This is a genomic window from Roseomonas sp. TAS13 (assembly GCF_001950415.1).
In the GTDB taxonomy this organism is placed as follows: Bacteria; Pseudomonadota; Alphaproteobacteria; order Acetobacterales; family Acetobacteraceae; genus Roseomonas; species Roseomonas mucosa.
Genome location: NZ_BDLP01000512.1, coordinates 1 through 2,532, shown reverse-complemented (window position 1 = coordinate 2,532; position 2,532 = coordinate 1). Strand labels below are relative to the sequence as shown.

Annotated in this window: 1 protein-coding gene; it reads right to left on the bottom strand. The window is 73.3% G+C overall.

The window, feature by feature from the left end; translation table 11 throughout:
- A partial coding sequence (locus ROTAS13_RS22900) for a bifunctional [glutamine synthetase] adenylyltransferase/[glutamine synthetase]-adenylyl-L-tyrosine phosphorylase (protein WP_075823535.1) occupies positions 1-2,532 on the bottom strand: 2,532 nt, incomplete at both ends.

The window sequence follows — 2,532 nt, the reverse complement described above, 5'->3', positions numbered from 1 at the left end:
TCGCCTTACGGTGGAGCTGTGCGTAGATGTGATCAAGAGACAGGATGCTGCGCCAGAACCGGTCGGCGCGGATCAGGGCGGCGGCGTCCTCGGGCGGCAGCAGCCGGGCCTTGGCCAGCCGGGCCAGGGCCTCGCGCGTCGTCGTCGCCAGGATGCGCGGATGGCTGGCGGCATGGGCGCATTGCAGGGCCTGGGCGATGAACTCAACCTCCACCAGCCCGCCGCGCATGGCCTTCACGTCCCAGGGCCCCTCGGGCGGCAGGTCGCGCAGCATCCGGGCGCGCATGTCGCGTGCATCGGAGAGCACCTTCGGCCCGGCATGCAGGGCCAGGGCGTGGCGCACGGCGGCGGCGATGTGACGGCGCAGCGCCGGCGGCCCGGCCAGCGGGCGGGCGCGGGTGAGGGCCATGCGCTCCCAGCTCCAGGCCCCTTCGGCGTGGTAACGCTCGAAACCCGCGAGACCGGTCGCCATGGGGCCCTTGTTGCCGGAGGGACGCAGCCGCATGTCCACCTCGTAGAGCTTCCCCTCCGCTCCCGGGGCGGTGATGGCGGCGATGAACTGCGCGGCCAGCCGGGCGAACCAGGTGGGCGCCGGCAGGCTGCGCGGGCCGCCGCTGCTGTCCTGCACCCCCGGCGGATGGTCGTAGATCAGGATCAGGTCCAGGTCCGAGCCCGGCTGCATCTCCCGCCCGCCGAGCTTGCCCATGGCGACCACCGCCATGGAGCCGCCCCTGATGCGGCCATAGCGGGCCGAGAACTCGCGCAGCACCTCCGGCAGCAGGGCGCCGATGGCGGCATCGGCAAGCTCGGAGCGCGCCTGCCCGGCGGTGTCGGCGTCGATCAGCCCTTCCAGCGCATCGGCATCGATCTCGAAGCGCCCTTCGGTGACGAGCCGGCGGGCGCCCTCCAGCGCCTCCTCATAGTGCCGCGCCGCCCCGACCAGGGCTGGCAGGGCTGCGGCGGCCGAGCCGGCACCGCCGGCCAGCAGCCCCTCCAGCGCCGAGGGATGGCGGGCGAGGTGGTCGGCGAGCGCCGGGGCGGCGCCCAGGATTCCCGCCACCCGTTCCAGCAGGTGCGGATTGCGCAGGAAAAGGCTGAGCAACTGCACGCCGGTCGGCAGCTTTTCCAGCAGCGTATCGAAACGCGCCAGCGCCGCGTCGGGCTCGCGCTGCCGCGCGAAGGCGGCCAGGAGGGTCGGCATGAGGAGCGTCAGCAGCTCGCGCGCCCGTTCGCTGCGGGTGGCGCGGCGATGGCCGTGGTGCCAGCCGCGGATCAGGGCGGAGATGCCGGCCGGGTTGGTGAAGCCCATCTCCCGCAGCGTGCGCGTGGTTTCGGGATCGTCCTCGGTGCCGGTGAAGACGAGGTTGCCGCCCTCCCCACTCAGGTCGGGTGCGCTCTCGAACAGGCGGCCGTAGTGATGCGCCACGCGGTTGAAGCAGGCGGTGAGCGCGGCGGAGAAGGCATCCAGGCTGCTGAAGCCGCTGAAGGCGGTGATTCGGCGCAGCCCGTCCTCGTCCTCCGGCAGCCGGTGGGTCTGGCGGTCCGCCACCATCTGCAGCCGGTGCTCGACGGTGCGCAGGAAGGTATAGGCATCGGCCAGGTCCGCCGCCGCGCGCCGGTCGAGCCGCCCGGCCCCGGCGAGCGCCGCCAGGGCGCCCAGGGTGGTCGGGTCGCGCAGGCTGGGGTCGCGGCCGCCCCAGATCAGCTCCAGCACCTGCACCGTGAACTCGATCTCGCGGATGCCGCCACGGCCGAGCTTCACGTCATGGCCCGCGACCGCTATCTCCGTCCCCGCCCCACGATGGCCATGCGTCGCGTGGATCTGCCGCTTGATGGAATGGATGTCCGCGATCATCGCGAAATCCAGGTGCCGCCGCCACACGAAGGGACGGATCTCATCCAGGAAGCTCTGACCCAGCACCTTGTCCCCGGCCACCGGACGGGCCTTGGTCATCGCCGCGCGTTCCCAGTTCTGCCCCATGCTGCCGTAGTAGGAGACGGAGGCCGGGATGCTGACGGCGAGCGGCTGCGCGGCGCCGTCGGGGCGCAGGCGGAGATCGGTGCGGAAGACGTAGCCCTCCTCGGTGCGCTCCTCCATCAGCTTCACCAGGTCGCGGGCGAAGCGCACGGCGGTGGACTGGGCGCGGTCCGCCTCCGGCATCGCCTCCGGATCGAAGAGGATCATCAGGTCCACGTCGGAGGAATAGTTCAGCTCCCGCGCGCCCAGCTTGCCCATGCCCAGCACGGTGATGCCGGCGCCGCGGCCGTTGCGGGCGGGCCGCAGGTCGCCGCGTGCCGCGCCCTCGCGCAGCAGCTGGCTGGTCGCCGCCTCCAGCGTCGTGTCGGCGAGGCGGGACAGCGCCTCCGTCACCTGGTCGAGTCCCCAGAGCCCGGCGAGGTCGGCGGCGGCCACGATCAGCGCGCCCTGGCGCTTGGCCCGGCGCAGCGCGGCGCCGAGCTGGGCGCGCCCGGCATCGGGCAGGACACGGCCGATCGGGTCGAGCGCCGTGGCGAAGGCCGCGTCGGGGCCTC